At 50.6% G+C, this 16,183-nt stretch carries 15 protein-coding genes; 14 read left to right on the top strand and 1 reads right to left on the bottom strand.

Annotated elements, in window-relative coordinates:
• A partial coding sequence (gene cshA, locus HMPREF0080_RS04965; RefSeq protein ID WP_071777893.1) for a degradosome RNA helicase CshA occupies positions 1-1,364 on the bottom strand: 1,364 nt, incomplete at its 3' end.
• A gap of 365 nt (positions 1,365-1,729) precedes the next feature.
• Here cshA and secA point away from each other — a divergent pair.
• The 14 genes from secA (at position 1,730) to yqeK (ending at position 16,182) form a co-directional block, all read left to right on the top strand.
• Positions 1,730-4,225 carry a preprotein translocase subunit SecA gene (secA, locus tag HMPREF0080_RS04955; RefSeq protein WP_006790184.1) on the top strand — a complete coding sequence of 832 codons (2,496 nt, stop codon included), beginning with the start codon at positions 1,730-1,732 and terminating at the stop codon, positions 4,223-4,225.
• Positions 4,226-4,293: 68 nt separating this feature from the next.
• A protein-coding gene (gene prfB, locus HMPREF0080_RS04950) for a peptide chain release factor 2 (RefSeq protein WP_425358113.1) occupies positions 4,294-5,407 on the top strand; the annotation gives its coding sequence in 2 pieces (ribosomal slippage) (positions 4,294-4,350 and positions 4,352-5,407; 1,113 coding nt in all).
• A complete protein-coding gene (locus HMPREF0080_RS04945; protein ID WP_006790182.1) occupies positions 5,407-6,087 on the top strand; it encodes an LmeA family phospholipid-binding protein in 681 nt (226 codons plus the stop codon). Before prfB ends, HMPREF0080_RS04945 begins: the two co-directional genes overlap by 1 nt.
• A gap of 17 nt (positions 6,088-6,104) precedes the next feature.
• On the top strand, positions 6,105-8,165 hold the full coding sequence (locus HMPREF0080_RS04940; protein ID WP_245527228.1) for a DUF5693 family protein: 2,061 nt from the start codon (positions 6,105-6,107) through the stop codon (positions 8,163-8,165).
• Positions 8,155-9,264 carry a polysaccharide pyruvyl transferase CsaB gene (gene csaB / locus HMPREF0080_RS04935; RefSeq protein WP_006790180.1) on the top strand — a complete coding sequence of 370 codons (1,110 nt, stop codon included), beginning with the start codon at positions 8,155-8,157 and terminating at the stop codon, positions 9,262-9,264. Before HMPREF0080_RS04940 ends, csaB begins: the two co-directional genes overlap by 11 nt.
• A 19-nt stretch (positions 9,265-9,283) precedes the next feature.
• Positions 9,284-9,970, top strand: coding sequence for a cell division ATP-binding protein FtsE (ftsE, locus tag HMPREF0080_RS04930; protein ID WP_006790179.1), 687 nt, complete (start codon positions 9,284-9,286; stop codon positions 9,968-9,970).
• On the top strand, positions 9,960-10,847 hold the full coding sequence (gene ftsX, locus HMPREF0080_RS04925; protein ID WP_006790178.1) for a permease-like cell division protein FtsX: 888 nt from the start codon (positions 9,960-9,962) through the stop codon (positions 10,845-10,847). Before ftsE ends, ftsX begins: the two co-directional genes overlap by 11 nt.
• A 3-nt stretch (positions 10,848-10,850) precedes the next feature.
• Positions 10,851-12,017: a murein hydrolase activator EnvC family protein gene (locus HMPREF0080_RS04920; RefSeq protein WP_006790177.1), complete on the top strand. Its 1,167-nt coding sequence runs from the start codon at positions 10,851-10,853 to the stop codon at positions 12,015-12,017.
• A 15-nt stretch (positions 12,018-12,032) separates the two neighbouring features.
• Positions 12,033-13,187, top strand: a complete 1,155-nt coding sequence (locus HMPREF0080_RS04915; RefSeq protein ID WP_006790176.1) for a S41 family peptidase — start codon at positions 12,033-12,035, stop codon at positions 13,185-13,187.
• Positions 13,188-13,239: 52 nt separating this feature from the next.
• Positions 13,240-14,514, top strand: a complete 1,275-nt coding sequence (gene obgE, locus HMPREF0080_RS04910; RefSeq protein ID WP_006790175.1) for a GTPase ObgE — start codon at positions 13,240-13,242, stop codon at positions 14,512-14,514.
• A 16-nt stretch (positions 14,515-14,530) separates the two neighbouring features.
• Positions 14,531-14,824, top strand: a complete 294-nt coding sequence (locus HMPREF0080_RS04905) for a YhbY family RNA-binding protein (RefSeq protein WP_040347312.1) — start codon at positions 14,531-14,533, stop codon at positions 14,822-14,824.
• Between the two features lie 17 nt (positions 14,825-14,841).
• On the top strand, positions 14,842-15,000 hold the full coding sequence (locus tag HMPREF0080_RS10030; protein WP_006790173.1) for a hypothetical protein: 159 nt from the start codon (positions 14,842-14,844) through the stop codon (positions 14,998-15,000).
• On the top strand, positions 14,990-15,448 hold the full coding sequence (gene nadD, locus HMPREF0080_RS04900) for a nicotinate-nucleotide adenylyltransferase (RefSeq protein WP_006790172.1): 459 nt from the start codon (positions 14,990-14,992) through the stop codon (positions 15,446-15,448). The genes HMPREF0080_RS10030 and nadD overlap by 11 nt, the downstream gene beginning before the upstream one ends.
• Positions 15,449-15,582: 134 nt before the next feature.
• Positions 15,583-16,182 (top strand): bis(5'-nucleosyl)-tetraphosphatase (symmetrical) YqeK, encoded by a 600-nt coding sequence (gene yqeK / locus HMPREF0080_RS04895; protein ID WP_006790170.1) that lies wholly within the window; start codon positions 15,583-15,585, stop codon positions 16,180-16,182.
• Position 16,183 lies beyond the last annotated feature (1 nt).

The raw sequence follows: 16,183 nt of genomic DNA, 5'->3' as shown, positions 1-16,183 counted from the left end.
CTGCCGCCGCTGTTTCTGTCGCGGCGGCGGTGTATGCGCAAAGGCGCTTCTTCCGTGATCTTGACCGGTGTCGTGTCCGGTTCTTTGGTCAGCAGTTTTATAGCCGCCGCGACGAGAGCGACAGAGTCGTAATTATCCAGGAGTTCTTCCGCACTGGCGCGATACCCACCGATGTCCCCTTCTTCGGCAGTGTTTGCCAAGGTGCGCAGAGCACTTTGCTGAGCGCCTTCCAGCGCCTCGGAGAAGGACGGCGCTTTGCGGCGGGTGATGCGATGCTTAATCAGTTTTTCAATCGTACGCAGGTGGTCGATTTCACGGGGGATAACGAAAGTCGTCGCTTCACCGCTTTTGCCGGCGCGGCCTGTACGACCGACACGGTGTACATAGCTTTCCGGGTCCTGCGGTAAATCGTAGTTGAAAACGTGTGTAACGCCGCTGATATCAAGCCCGCGCGCGGCGACGTCCGTCGCAACGAGAATGTCAATGGTCTTTTCACGGAACTGGCGGATAACGGAGTCACGTTTTGCCTGCGTTAAATCGCCGTGAATGCCTTCAGAAGAATACCCGCGTTTTTTTAACCCTTCCGACAGCTCGTCAACACGGCGTTTGGTGCGAACGAAAATAATGGCCAGTTCCGGTTCCTGCAGGTCAAGCAGACGGCAGAGTACGTCGAATTTCTGCCGATCGGCCACTTCAATATAGGCCTGCTCCACCAGATCAATCGTAACTTCTTTTGTTTTCATACGTATGATTTGCGGCTCGTGCAGGAATGTTTCCGCCAATTTCTGAATGGGTGCGGGCATGGTGGCGGAAAAGAGCAATGTCTGCCGCGTTTCCGGTGTAGCCGACATAATGAGATTGATATCGTCAATAAAGCCCATATTCAGCATTTCGTCCGCTTCGTCAAGGACGATTGTAGAAATATTGTTGAGTTTTATAGTGCCTCGTTTCATGTGATCTATTAAGCGGCCGGGCGTGGCGACAATGATCTGAGGCGCCTTGCGCAGACGGCGCAGCTGACGCTCTATATCCTGACCGCCGTAAATGGGCAGGGCCTGAATGGGCGTGTACTGCGCGAGATGGTTAATTTCTTCGGCAACCTGAATAGCCAACTCACGCGTCGGAGAAAGGACTACGGCTTGTAATTCTTTCGGTATGCCTGCAGCGAGGATTTTTTCCAAAGCGGGAATACCGTAAGCGGCCGTCTTGCCCGTACCCGTCTGAGCCTGGCCGATCATATCATGTCCTTCCATCGCGACAGGAATAGATTCACCCTGAATAGGCGTGGGTTCTTCAAAGCCCATTTCATTCAACGCATTAATAATGACATCACTGATGTTCAGATTTTTAAATTTTTCTAACATGTATACCTCCCGTGAAACAGCAATTTCATTATTATACCATACGTATGATATTAAAACCACCATGGCGGAAAATTTCCGGTTTATTACGGAGGATCGGTATGAGCGACGGCAAGAATATAACGGCGCGGGGCGCATAAAGACTTCCCGTACGGACCCCCTTCTTCCGTATCTTGTTCATTAGGTAATCCCGTGCCGCTTTGTCTTCCTGTCCGATCGGGCCGCAGTGCTTGTCGCAAATGTCCGGTTACGCTACGGCGTACCAATCGAAAAAGGGCATATTACCTTGCATTTTCGGCAGTAACTAATGTATACTTTATAATTGATGTAAAATGTAATAAAAGTGTTGGATTAATGGAGGTCGTAGCGTGTTTAATACATTGGTGCAGAGACTGCTGGGCAATAATACGGAACGCGAGTTGAAAAAAATGAAGCCCGTTGTCCGTCAGATTAATAATTTGGAACCTCAAATGACGGCGTTGAGCGATACGTCTTTGCAAGAGAAGACATTTGAATTTAAACGGCGTCTCGCCGCAGGTGAAACGTTGGACGATATATTGCCGGAAGCGTTTGCCGTCGTGCGTGAAGCGTCGCGCCGCGTTCTCGGCATGCGGCACTTCGATGTGCAGCTCTTAGGCGGCATTGTACTCCATCGCGGCGATATTGCCGAAATGAGGACCGGTGAAGGCAAGACACTGGTAGCCACGCTGCCCGTCTATTTAAATGCTCTTTCCGGTAAGGGGGCGCATGTCGTTACGGTTAATGACTATCTGGCGACGCGTGACAGTGAAGAAATGGGACAGGTTTATAAATTCCTCGGCCTTTCTGTCGGTCTTATTGTCCATGACCTCAATTATGAGCAGCGCCATCGCGCGTATGCCGCCGATGTCACGTACGGCACCAATAATGAGTTCGGTTTCGACTATCTCCGCGATAATATGGTTATCAGCAAGGAGCAGATGGTACAGCGGCCGCTTCACTACTGCATTGTCGACGAAGTTGACAGTATTCTTATTGACGAAGCGCGTACGCCTCTTATCATTTCCGGCCCCGGTGAAAAGTCGACGGATCTTTATTATACCCTGGCGGCAATTGTCAAACGGCTGACGCCGGAAGACTATACGATGGATGAAAAGCAAAAGACCATTGCACCCACGGACTCAGGCGTGGCAAAGGTTGAAAAAATGCTCGGCATCGACAATATGTTTGATAATGAGCATCTCGATTTGAACCATTTGGTCATTCAGGCATTACGCGCAAATTTTATGATGCACCGTGATAAAGATTATGTTGTCAAAGACGGAGAAATAGTTATTGTCGATGAATTTACGGGCAGGCTCATGTTCGGCCGCCGTTACAGCGACGGACTGCATCAGTCTATTGAGGCGAAGGAAAACGTCAAGGTCCAGGGCGAAAGCAAGACCTTGGCAACGATTACCTTCCAGAATTATTTCCGTATGTATAAGAAACTGTCCGGTATGACCGGTACGGCAAAGACGGAAGAAGATGAATTCAATAAAATTTACAAGCTCGATGTCTATGTCATTCCGACGAACAGGCCGTCTATCCGTAAAGACCTTCCCGATGTCATTTATAAAACGAAGAACGCCAAGTATCGTGCCGTAGTCCGTGAAGTGGAGAAAAGACACGCTACGGGCCAACCTATCCTTGTCGGCACGACTTCCATCAATCAGTCTGAAATCATCAGCCGCCTCCTGAAAGAAAAAAATATCGTTCACAATGTGCTGAACGCCAAGTATCATGAAAAAGAGGCTGAAATTATCAAAGATGCCGGTCAGAAAAATACGGTTACCATTGCTACGAATATGGCCGGCCGCGGTACGGACATTAAACTGGGCGAAGGCGTGCCTGAAATGGGAGGCTTGATGATCATCGGTACGGAACGCCATGAAAGCCGCCGTATCGACAATCAGCTGCGCGGCCGTTCCGGCCGTCAGGGGGATCCCGGTTCGACACAGTTCTATCTTTCTCTGGAAGACGACCTGATGCGTATTTTCGGCGCCGACAATATTTCCAGATTTATGGATAAGCTCGGTATGGAGGAAGACGAGCCTATTGAGCATTCCATGATTACTAAATCGATTGAAAAAGCGCAGAAGAAGGTGGAAGCGCATAATTTCGAAATTCGTAAGTATGTCCTTGAATATGACGATGTTATGAATCAGCAGCGTGAAGTGCTTTATGCGCAGCGTCGCAAGGTATTGACGTCCGATTCGCTGAAAGAAACGATTCTCGGCATGATCGACGACATTATCCTCGACGGTTTAACGATCTATGCGAACGAAAAACTCTATCCGGAAGAATGGGATTTTGCAGGGCTGCTCGGCCTGATGGAGCAATACTTTGTGCCGAAAGGCTCCATTACGGTTGCGGAACTGGAAAACCTCAGCCGTCCGGAAGTACAGGAAAAATTGACTGAATTGGCTGTTGATCTGTACGATCGGCGTGAAGCCGAAATCGGCAGTGAGACGATGCGTGAGCTTGAAAAAGCGATTATGCTGCGCGTTGTCGACAGCAAGTGGATGGATCATCTCGACGCCATGGACGCTCTGAAAGAAGGCATCAATTTACGTGCGTACGGTCAAAAGAATCCGATTGTTGAATATAAATTCGAAGCGTACGAAATGTTCGAAGAAATGGTTGAATCCATCAAACGGACTGTCGTGACCTTCCTCTACCACGTACAGGTTACGTTCAACCGTCCCGTACCGCAGGCAGAAGATCATTTGCAGGGAGCAAAAGAAATTCATGCCGATTCGGACACGCCCGGCGGCGTCGTTGTGGAGGAAGAATCGAGAGATTTGAATACAACTGTAACCGACAAAGAAAAAACGGAAGAGTAACGTCTTCCGTTTTCTATATGTTGTTGTCTGGTATTTAAAGGACGGTGATTCTTGTGTTATTGGAAGAAATGCGTAAACCCATTGAAGACTTGCAAATAAAAATACAGGAAATCGGGGATTCACTTTAACCTGGATAAAAAGAGAGAACGCATTATGGATCTGGATATGCAGATGAGCGATCCGGATTTTTGGAATGATCCCGATAAAGCGAAAATCGTTTCGCAGGAAGCGACGAAGCTCAAGGAAGAAGTTCAGGGACATGACGACCTGGCTGAAGAAGCGGCCGAACTCCATGAACTCTGTGAGATGGCTCTGGAGGATGGCGACCCTTCGTTTACCGCCGAAATTGAACGCCAATATAATCATCTGCTCAGGGAGTTGGAGCGGCGGGAAGTATTGCTCCTTCTTTCGGGAGAATACGATTCATGTAATGCCATTATGACCTTTCATGCCGGTGCGGGCGGTACGGAAGCGCAGGATTGGACGCAGATTGTCGTGCGTATGTACAGCAGGTGGGCTGAACAGCACGGTTACAAGATTCGTATGATAGATTATCAGGCCGGTGATGAAGCCGGTATTAAAAGCTGTGCTTTTACTGTCGAAGGGGAAAACGCATACGGATATTTGAAGTCCGAAAAAGGCGTCCATCGTCTGGTCCGCATTTCCCCTTTTGATGCCAATGCGCGCCGTCATACGTCTTTTACCGCCGTCGACGTCATGCCCGAACTGCCGGACGATGTGGAGGTGGAAATCAACATGGACGACGTCCGCGTCGATTATTTCCGGGCTTCCGGCGCGGGCGGCCAGCATGTCAACAAGACGAGTTCTGCCGTCCGCATGACTCATATTCCGACGGGGATTGTCGTACAGTGCCAGAATGAACGGTCACAGGTGCAAAACAGAGAAATGTGTATGAAATATTTGCGGGCAAAACTTTTTGAGTTGGAAGAAGAAAAAAAAGAACGGCTTCGCGCCGAACTGACGGGAACACAGCAGGCCATCGAATGGGGCAGCCAAATCCGTTCCTATGTATTCCATCCGTACACGCTTGTCAAAGATCACCGCACGGGTGTGGAAACGGGCAATATCCAAGCCGTTGCGGACGGGGATATCGATATGTTCATTGAAGGATATTTGCAATTTCTGAAGAACCGGAGTAACAAAATGAAGGAAGAAGTATAATGAGAAAACTTTTAGCCGTCATTTTTATGGCGGCGGGTATTTGCGGAGCCGCGCAGCTGTGGGGGCAGGAGGCGGCGGAAACGGCGCTGTATCATTCGCTGCAGGGACGTATGAATGTTTCCCGCAAGGATGTGCGCGTCGTTGCCGAGCCGGGTATGAAAATTCTCATCGGCCGACTTGACGCTGTTGATATTCACAGCGGAGCTTTCACTGTGGGAAAGCTCCGGTTCGAATCTTTCGACTGTTCTCTTGACCGTCTCAGCATTAACCCGTTTGAAACGCTTCTGCATACCCGTTTGTCCGTCGGCCGTGCTGCAGGCGGACAGGTACAGGCGGTGATCGGCGCCCGGGATTTGGAAGAATATCTGCGGGCCAGGACGGATAAAATTGCCGGCGCCGTCGTTACCTTTGAAGGCGATGAGGTGCATGTGCGCGGAGATATAGGGTTGGGCGGCCTCATTTCGGCGGCCGCCGATGTGACGGGGAAGTTTGTAGTTGAAGGTACGTCTCTCAAATTCGCTCCCTCCCGTATTTACGTTGAAGGGGCGGGAAAAAAGTTCGGGACAGAAACTGTGGGGAAGGTGGAAATATATGATTTTGACAATTTCCCCTTCGGCCTGGTTCCCGACAGTGCGGCCATAGAAAATAATCGTTTAGTTATTCACGGCCGAGTCCGATGATATACAATAAGGTGGATATGATGAAGATAAAGGAAAAGAGAAGTATGTTGTATATGCTGGCGGCCGTCGCGGTCGGATTTATCTGTGCCGTTGTCCTCTGTTTTTCCCGCTATCAGGTGGAACTGCGTTCGATGTCCGTTGAGCAGGCTATGGACTATGAGGCTCTTGCGGCCGTGGCCCGTAACGACGGGTATACGGTCCGCGATGCCGAACAAATGGCGAGAGAATCGGGAATCACATCTTTTGCCGTTTATGAAACGACCTTGAATAAATTGGCCCAGCGCGGCGATATATCTCTCGTTACGGCATTAACCGCACGTCTTTACTATCCGCAGCTTCATGTAGACGGTGATACATATACGTATTATCTTGTCGGAAAGCCGAGGAGCGAAGAAGATCCGTATTTCGACGAGGTAAAGGAGGATCTCATTGCCCGTCTCGGTACGGACAATGTAGCCGATTTCTCCGACAGTACCGGCCGGATACTCGGATTGCGCGGTGCCATGCCCGATTTAGGCGATCTGAATCTCGGCATTCTTTCGGCCGATGCCAACCATATAGCCGACATGGGCTTCGGCGTTATCCTGCGGCCTACGAATTACGCCGATCCGACAAAAGAAGATATAGACGGCTTTTTTCAACGCGTAGACAAGATCCGCGGCGTCACAGGGATCATGTTTGTCGGTAAAGAAGTTCTCGGGTACTCGGCTGACGAAGATAAGCGAGACGAACTTCTTGCCTATACGGCAAAGCACATGACGGCGCGGCACATACCTTTTTATATGATTGAAGCGGCTAATCAGCTGCAATATGATCAACAGGACGGCATGTATAAGCTGGCCGATCTTGTCGCGTATGACACGGCGCGCGTTTATGCCATGAGCAAGGATGAGCTCGACAAGGTCACGGAAGAAGAAGGCGCTATGCGTTTTTACATCAGTGACTTGGAGCGCAACTGCCGCGTCAATCTGTATCCCCTGTACAAGCGGCCGCTGCACGGCATGAGCCGTACTAAACGGACCTTTGATTATATCGGGCAGGCATCCGCCAAACTGTTGGAACGGGGGTATGATTTGAAAAAAGCGTCAATCATGCCCGTTTATTATCCGCAGGAACTTTTGTTGGCCCTTGTTGCGGCGGCCGCTTTCTGCGGCATGCTGTTCACGCTGAATCTTATTTTCCCCTTACCGGAAACGGTAAATTATGTTCTTCTGGCGGCGGGAATTATTGCGGGCGCAGGCGGCGCGGTCATGATTTCCTCTCCTTTATTTCTGCAGATCGTGGCCGTGGGCTGTGCCGTATGCGCGCCTGTCGCGGCGGTTCTCCTTTTGCTTGACAAGTACAATCAAAAGAAAATTACGGAGGTCATTGGCTATAAAAGGGTCATTACGGACGGCGCTGTCGGACTTACTGCCGCCGTTGCCGTTGCCATGACGGGCGGTATATATATTGCTTCACTGCTCGGCGATACCCGCTTTTTCATGGAATTTAATTTTTACAGAGGTGTAAAACTGACCTTCGTTTTGCCTCTTATCTTGACGGCGATTGCTTATATTCATCGTTTTCCGCTGTTAGGCGGCCCCGTTTCGACGATAGAGGAATTTCCTGATTTCGTGCGGCGCTTTCTGGCGGTTCCCGTACGTATGGGGACGCTGGTCATCGTCGGCCTGCTCGGCTTGGCGGCTGTCGTGTTTGTCGGCCGCAGCGGTCATACTGCCGGCGTTCCCGTGCCGGGCATAGAAGTGGCGATGCGCCGTTTTCTGGAAAATATCATGTTTGCCCGGCCGCGAGAAAAAGAATTTCTTATCGGCCATCCCGCTTTTTTCCTCATGGTGGCGTCTATTTACCGCAAATGGCCTCAATTGCTTCATTTCTTCCTGGTCGTCGCTTCCGTTATCGGACTCGGTTCCATGGTGGAAACATTTGCACATATACGGACCCCTTTTCTTGTATCCTTTATCCGCGGTATAAACGGGTGGCTTACCGGTCTGGTCATCGGCATTTCCGTCATCGTGGCGATTGCGTTTCTCCGTTATTTGACGTCCTGGCTCGGAAAGCAGGTATCTCATGATAACTGAAATCGTCATATCCGGTTACTACGGCTTCGCCAATGCCGGTGATGAAGCCATGCTGACAGCGTTAATCGCTTCGCTGCGAAAAGTCGTGGCCCATGCGGAAATCACGGTCATTACAGGAAATCCGGCACTGACGCGGAAGAATCACGGCGTCAATGTCGTGCATCGTTTTAACCTTTTGGCCATTGCTTTTGCGGTGCGCCGCTGTGATTTACTGATCAGCGGCGGCGGCAGCCTGCTCCAGGATGTCACGAGTTCGCGCAGCCTGTATTATTATTTGCTGATTATGCGCATCGCGCTCTTTTTTAATAAGCCGGTCATGCTTTATGCTCAGGGTATAGGCCCGATCAACGGTGCAGGCGCGCGTGATTCCGTGCGTAAGGTGTTACAGCGGGCGGCTCTGATCACCGTTCGGGATGAAGAATCCCTGGTCGCTTTACGGAATATCGGCGTGACCGTGCCGCCGGTTGAAGTAACGGCGGATGCGGTTTTATCCGTGCCCCTGCCGGAAAAAGAAATCGGTGCGGCTATTTTAGAGAAATACGGCGTCCCGGAAAAGGGGAAAAAAATCGGTATCGCCTTCCGTAACTGGCAGGGGCTGGAAGATCATAAGTCCGAACTGGCCGAAGCGGCCGACCGATTAACCCGGCTGTATGACAGCCGCATTGTGTTTATTCCCATGCAGTTTCCGGCAGACGTACAGGCGGCCGAAGAAATCGCCGCCCATATGTCGGAAGATGCAATTGTCCTCAAAGAGGCGTATAATACGGAAGAGTTCATGAGCCTTATCGGAGCAATGGATCTGATCATCGCCAACCGGCTCCATGCGCTCGTTTTTGCGGCGGTTATGGATATACCCGTGACGGCCGTATCATACGATCCGAAGATTGACGGGTTTGTTTCTCTCATCGGGGAAACGGTTTGTACCACCATGGAGGCGTTAAGCGCCGCCGCCGTCGTCGAGGATGCGTCCGCGAAGTTGCAGCACCGTGCGAAAGACGAGGCGGTACGGGCACGTATTCAAGCTTTGAAAAACAGGGCCTGGCGCAATAACATCCTCGTCGCGGAACTCTTGAAAAAAAGTGGGCGTTACTCAGAATAAGCTGTAAAGAGGTGTGCATATGATTGATTTTAAAAACGTATCAAAAATATATGATAACGGTTCCGTTGCCCTGGACAATATCGATATTCATATCGGCAAAGGGGAGTTCGTTTTTCTCGTCGGCGCCAGCGGCGCGGGAAAATCGACGTTTATCAAGCTTCTGTCACATGAGGAAGTGCCGACGAAGGGCAGTGTCATCGTTGACGGCACGGAAGTAAACCGTATCAGGAAAAGCCGTGTTCCCTATTTGCGCCGCAGTATGGGCATCGTCTTTCAGGACTTCCGCCTGCTGCCGAATAAAACGGCCGCTGAAAATGTGGCCTTTGCGATGGAGGTCATAGAAACGCCGAAACGGATCATGAAAGAACGTGTGCGTACAGTCCTTGATTTAGTCGGTCTCGCCGGTAAAGCCGATGAGTTGCCGCAGAATCTGAGCGGCGGTGAACAGCAGCGTGTAGCCATTGCCAGAGCTATCGTCAACAGGCCGCTGCTGCTTATTGCGGACGAGCCGACAGGCAACCTGGATCCGGAAACGTCGAAGGGGATCATGGACATTTTTACCAAAATAAACCATATGGGGACGACCGTCCTCATGGTTACGCATGATAAACAGATGGTCGATTTAATGAATAAACGCGTTATTGAAATCGATAACGGTAAAATCGTGCGCGATGAATTGAAAGGAGGCTACGGTGATGAAGATTAGAACGATGAAGTATTATACATCCGAAGCCTTCAAGTCTTTTTGGCGCAACAGCTTCATGTCCGTTGCTTCTATTGCGACGGTGGCGCTGGCGCTCTTTATCCTGGGACTCTTTTCCATGCTCGCCGCCAATCTGGACTACTTTGCGGATAATCTGGAAAATCAGGTACAGCTCAGCGTTTATTTAAAGGATGATTTGAAGACGGATCAGGTTATGGCTGTAGGCAGGCAGCTGAAAGCCCTGCCGGACGTTAAAGAGCTGACCTTTACCAATAAGGATCAGGCCATGGAACGGATGAAGGAAAGAATGAAGGACCAGCCGGGGATCCTTGATGCGCTCGGCGGTAAAAACCCCTTGCCCGCATCCTATGAAATAACGTTTAACAATCCGCAGTCCGTAAAGTCGGCGGCAATCGAGGTCAGGGATATCAACGGTGTCGAAAGCACGCATTACGGACAGGACATTATCGAACAGCTTTTTAACATTGCCAACGTTATTCGCTGGGGCGGCATTGTCCTCATTGTTTTTCTTGCTTTTGCGACTCTTTTTATTATTTCCAATACGATCCGCCTGACCGTTTTCGCACGGCGCAAGGAGATCGGCATTATGAAATATGTGGGTGCGACGAACTGGTTCATCCGCTGGCCTTTTCTCCTGGAAGGATTGCTTCTCGGCTTTATCGGCGGGGTTATTGCCGATATCGCGCTTTTCCAATTCTATGAATTCGTCACGGAGTCCATTCATGAATCGCTGGCGTTCCTGCCGTTAATCGGTTTTTTCCCCTTTATGTATCAGCTTGCGGGAGGGCTGCTCCTGATCAGTATGGTTATCGGCGCCATCGGCAGTACAATTTCGTTGAAACGGTATATGAAGGTGTAACGTATGGGGCAGATAGTGATCACGAAGAAGAAATTAGCCGCTTTGGCCGTTGTTTTGCTCCTTGCGCCGTGTTTCTTCACGGCGGCGGAAGATGAAGATCTGCAGGGGCAGCTTACGGACGTACAGACTCAGATGGAGCAGCAGCAGCAGAAAAAAGGGGAGGCCGAAGCGACAATCGGGAATGTTTTTGAACGGTTGCGCGTCATCCAGGAAAACCTCGATGCGGCCATGAAAGAGTATAAGGACATTACGGCTCAGATTACGGAGACGGAAAAGAAAATTGCCGTTACGCAGGCGCAGCTGGATAAAGTTCAGAAACAGCTGGAGTCCCGGCAGGGCATATTGAGCAGGCGCATCCGTGACATTTATATGCACGGACAATTAAATTACCTGGATGTCGTCATCGGTGCCAAGGATTTTAACGATTTCGCCAACCGTGTCGAGTTGTTAAGGCGCATTATTTCCGCCGACATGGAATTGATAGCAACGATTAAAGATGAACAAAATCAGGTTGCCGCCGCCAAGGCGATATTGGAGGAGGAACGCGCCCGCCAGGCTCAATTGCAGGCTCAATCGGCGGCAAAGAAAGAAGAGATCGAAAAGCATAAAGCCGAACAGCAGGTCCTTTTGGCCAAGGCTCAAAATGATAAGGCCACGGCTGAAGCCGCATTGGCGGAACTTCAGGCTTCGTCCAATGCCATTACGGCTAAACTGCGGCAGCGGGCCGCCGAACGCGCAGCCGCCGCAGGTAGCGGCGGTGCCGCCTCGTATCAGCCTGTCAGCGGTTCCGGCGTTTTCATGTGGCCTGTCAGCGGACCCATAACATCGCCTTTCGGTTATCGCGAGCATCCTATTTTCGGCAGGCAGATCCTCCATTCCGGTATAGATATCGGTGTTGATGAAGGTACTCCCGTGGCAGCCGCCGATTCAGGCGTTGTCGTTGACGCGGACTGGTTGGGCGGCTACGGGTATGCCGTTATTATCGACCACGGCAACGGGTTGTCGACGGTTTACGGCCATAACTCGTCGCTGCTTGTTTCGGCGGGACAGAGTGTTTCCAAGGGACAGATTATTGCTTATTCCGGTTCGACAGGCAACTCGACGGGGCCCCATTGTCATTTTGAAGTGCGTTCCGGCGGCGAACCGGTCGATCCGATGGGCTATTTATAAGCAGGTAGACGATAGATGAAATTTACGAAACTTATTCTACGGTGTTTTACGTTTATTCTGGCCGTGCTGGTCAGCGCAAACCTTCTCATTTGCGCCGCTTCATATACTTATTTAGGCGATCCGTTCGGTCTTTTTAAAGTTATCCGTATCATGCAGATCATGGAAACCCATTATGTCGGCGACTTGGACAGACATACTCTTCTGAGCGGCGCCCTGCACGGGCTTGTCGATGCGGCGGGCGAAAAGCATACCGTCTTTTTGGACGGCGCCGAATATGAAGAATTCACCGAATCGACCAATGCTTCATACGGCGGTATCGGGGTCTATGTTTCCCAAACGGATCAAAAAGAGGCTTTTGTCGCCGGCGTCATTGAGGACAGTCCCGCCGAAGCGGCCGGGATTAAACGCGGTGATTTGATCGTTGCCGTTGACGGGAATCTTACGATCGGCCGGGAACTTGCGGAGGTGTCCGAAGATATACGCGGTGAAATAGGTACATCCGTTACGCTTACGATCAAACGCGGCGATGAAGCGCAGGATATTGCCGTCGTTCGCAGTGATATCACGATGAAGACGGTAGCCGGAAAGATGGTTGACGGCACGGATATCGGATATATCCGTATTTCTTCCTTCAGTACCGGTACAGGCGACGAGTTTGCCAAAGAGTATGAAAAATTAAAGGCTCAAGGCATGGAACGGCTTATTGTGGACTTGCGCAATAATCCGGGCGGCCTTGTAGATCAGGCCGCCCGTGTTGCCGAGTACCTGCTGCCTGCCGGGAGCACCGTCGTGTCATATACACAGAAAAACGGTAAAAATGAAGTGTTTACGACATCTTCCGCAGATGATAAAATACCATTGGCGGTATTAGTCAATGAGAACTCGGCAAGTGCGGCGGAAATTCTCTCCGGAGATGTACAGGACACGCATGCCGGTGTTATCGTCGGCACGAAAACCTACGGAAAGGGAACCGTTCAGGGCGTTTATCCCGTAGGGACCGATGCGGTGGTGAAAGTGACCATCGCCAAGTATAAAACGGCAGGAGGAAGAGAAGTGGACGGTACGGGCATTGAACCCGATATGGTCGTGCAGCTGCAGGCGAACAGCACTACAGATTATCAACTCGAAAGAGCGATTGACGTTGTGCGTACAATGAATCTGAACAGATAGACTGAGACACGGTATATCTGTATACCGTGTCTTTTTATACAGAGGAGAAACCATGTTTATAGACAGAGCCAGAATTTTTGTTCAGTCCGGCAAGGGCGGTGACGGCATGAGCAGTTTCCGTCATGAAAAATATGTCCCCAAAGGCGGCCCGAACGGCGGTGACGGCGGGCGCGGCGGCAATGTCGTTCTCGTTGCGGATCGCAATATGAACACACTTGTTGATTTCCGGTATCGGCGGCTCTTTAAGGCCAAACCGGGCGGAAAGGGAGCGGGCAGCAATAAATACGGTGCCAATGCCGAGAATTTAATTATCCCCGTGCCTGTCGGTACGGTTATAAAAGATGAGGCGACGGATACGGTTATGGCTGATCTCAGCCGTGACGGACAGGAAGCCGTCGTTGCCGCAGGCGGGCGCGGCGGCCGCGGCAATTACCATTTTCGGACGAGTTCGAACCGTACGCCTACATTTGCCGAAAAAGGCGAACCCGGCGTTGAACGCTGGTTGAAGTTGGAACTGAAAGTTCTCGCCGACGTCGGCCTCATTGGCTATCCCAGTGTCGGCAAATCCAGTATTTTGCGCAAAGTGTCGGCCGCGCAGCCGGAAGTGGCCGCTTATCATTTTACCACGCTCAACCCGATTCTCGGGGTAGTTGATCTGGAAGATCAACGGAGTTTCGTTATGGCCGATATCCCCGGCCTCATCGACGGAGCCAGCGAAGGCGTGGGCCTGGGGCATGACTTTTTGCGCCATATAGAACGCACGAAAGTCCTTGTGCATGTTCTCGACGTTTCCGGCACGGAGGGACGCGATCCTGTCGAAGATTTTGAGAATATCAATGCGGAACTGGCCAAGTACAGTGAAAAGCTGGCTAAGAAACGTCAAATCGTGGCGGCCAATAAGACGGATCTTCTTGGCGGCGACAGTGACAATTTAAGCCGCCTGCAGGCGTATATGGACGAACGGCATATGGAAGTATTTCCCGTTTGTGCCGTCAGCGGAGACGGTCTGCAGTCGCTTCTGGAGAGACTTTGGACATATATTCAGGAATATGAACCGGAGTCGGAAGAGATTGAAGAAGAAGTGCTTTATAAACCGGAAATTAAGGCCGACTTTGAAATAACCCGCGATAAGGACGGCGCTTTTGTCATTACGGGAATGCGCATTGAACGTCTCGTTGCCATGACTAACTTCGGTAATGATGAGTCCGTACGCCGTTTTCAGCGTATCTGGCGGTATATGGAGCTGGATAAGATGCTGAGAGAAGCCGGTATCCGGGACGGTGACACGGTACGCATTTATTCGACGGAGTTTGAATATCATCAGTAGAATGTGAGGGCCTATGTTGACAAGCAAAGATAAACGGACTTTAAAAGCGATGGCGAGCCGCTTGCCGTCAGTCGTTCAAATCGGCAAGGACGGGCTCAGCAATCCCGTCATTGACAGCGCCAGAGCGGTCCTTACGGCGCGGGAGCTGATTAAAATCCATGTTCTTAAAAACGCCGATTCGGATATCCGGGAAACGGCGGCCGCCCTGGCCGGTATGCTGGGCGCCGAGTTGGTGCAAACGATCGGTCATTACGGCATCCTCTTTAAAAAAAAGAAGGAAAAGTCGAAATTTGATTTTATCAAAGGATAGATAAAAAGGAGGATACAGTGTTACGCGTATTCCGCGGTTATATCAAAACACTGCGGCAATATGCCGCGGCGCCGAAAACACAATATGAATACAAGCATTACGGGATCTTCCTGGTCATGACGGCTCTTATCGTATTTTTTATTTGGGGAGGCATGTATCTCTGTTATGAAATGTGATCGTATCGGCGTAATGGGAGGTACCTTTAACCCTATTCATATGGGACACCTCATCATTGCCGAAGAAGGGCGTCAACAATTTCAGTTACCTAAAGTACTCTTTGTGCCGTCGTATATTACGCCCAACAAAGAAGTACGCGGCGCAACGGCTGAAGAACGGTTGGAGATGGTGCGCCTGGCCACGGCAGATAATCCGTATTTTGAAGTCAGCGATATGGAAATCAAACGCAAAGGCCGGTCGTATACGGTAGATACGTTACGCCGTCTGAAGGACAGGTACGGTCCCCGGTGTACGGTGTACTTTATTTCCGGTACCGATACGGTTGCGGACTTGCCTAACTGGCACGAGCCGGAAGAGGTGCTGAAACTGTGCAAATTCGTCGGTGCCGTGGCCAGGCTGTACCGATTCGTTCAGAGAGGTCATTCACTCGTTCGGCAGGCTGGGTGAAAATATTCTGCCTCTTATTGTGCCGGCCGTGGATATTTCCTCATCGGCAGTACGTCGCCGTTGCGCCGCGGGAAAATCCGTGCGTTATATGATACCTGAAGAGGTATATGCGTATATAAAAGAGAAGAGGGTCTATGATATTCGATAAGGGATTTACGGAAAAATTGAAACTGGATATGGCGGAACGGCTGTCGCCGAAACGCTATAAACATACGCTGGGTGTCGCCGCCGCCGCCGTAAAATTGGCCCATATATACGGTCTTGATGAAGAAAAAGCGGAAGTGGCGGGATTACTGCATGATGCGGAAAAGGAAGCCGGCCTTGAAGAGATGCAGTCTCTTGCCGATTCCCTGTACGCCGATTCTCTGGATCCGGAAATTATGGAGCAGGCAAATCTCCTGCACGGTTATGCGGCGGCCGCATATGCCGTATTAAAATATAATATTCTCGATAAGGAAATCGTCGATGCCATCGCCCATCATACGACGGGTGCAAAAGAAATGAAACCGCTTGAAAAGGTTATTTTCATGGCTGATTATATTGAGGAAAACCGTGATTTTCCCGGTGTCGGTACCTTGCGGGAAATTGCTTTTAAAGATCTGGACAGGGCCGTTTTAGCCGGCTATGACATGACTATTTCTTATCTGCTGCAAGAGGAAAAGACTATATTTACGGGTACGGTCGTTAACAGAAACGCGCTGCTTAACGAAATGCGGCGCTGTCGCGGGAAGTAAA

The organism is Megasphaera geminata F0357 (assembly GCF_000239275.1).
Lineage (GTDB): Bacteria > Bacillota > Negativicutes > Veillonellales > Megasphaeraceae > Megasphaera > Megasphaera geminata.
Note: the sequence above shows the minus strand (reverse complement) of the source record. Positions and strands in the feature narration are given on the sequence as shown.